Source organism: Rhizobium sp. 18055 (assembly GCF_902706285.1).
In the GTDB taxonomy this organism is placed as follows: domain Bacteria; phylum Pseudomonadota; class Alphaproteobacteria; order Rhizobiales; family Rhizobiaceae; genus Rhizobium.
Genome location: NZ_CACSKD010000260.1, coordinates 1 through 449, shown reverse-complemented (window position 1 = coordinate 449; position 449 = coordinate 1). Strand labels below are relative to the sequence as shown.

Below are 449 nucleotides of genomic sequence, written 5' to 3'. Positions count from 1 at the left end.
TCACCGCCCCGTCGCGCAGGTTGCGCACGAGGTCGGCGGATTTCCCGGCCTCCAGCACGGCGGCGTCGGCGAGGTCGGCCGAGGCCTGCACCTGCCGGCCGATCTCGTTGACGGAGACGCCGAGTTCCTCGGCCGCCGCCGCCACGGTGTTGACGTTGGAGGCCGCCTGCTCCGCCGCCGTCGCCACATGGGTCGACTGGCTGGCGGTCTCGGCCGCCGCGGCGCTCATGGTCTCGGCGGTGGCTTTCAGGCTCGCCGCGGCGGTGGCGACGGCGCGGATGATGCCGCCGACGGCGCCCTCGAAGCTGGCGGCCAGATCGCGCATCGCCGTCTTGCGCTGCGCCTCCTGGCCGATCCGGGCCTGGGCGGCCTCCGCCTCCAGGACCTTCGTCCGGGCGAGCCCGTCCCGGAACACCTGCACGGCGCCGGCCATGGCGCCGATCTCGTCG

The 449-nt window shown here is 75.3% G+C and carries 1 pseudogene; it reads right to left on the bottom strand.

The window, feature by feature from the left end:
• Positions 1–449, bottom strand: a pseudogene (locus GVL52_RS29020) (chemotaxis protein); the annotation flags it as partial.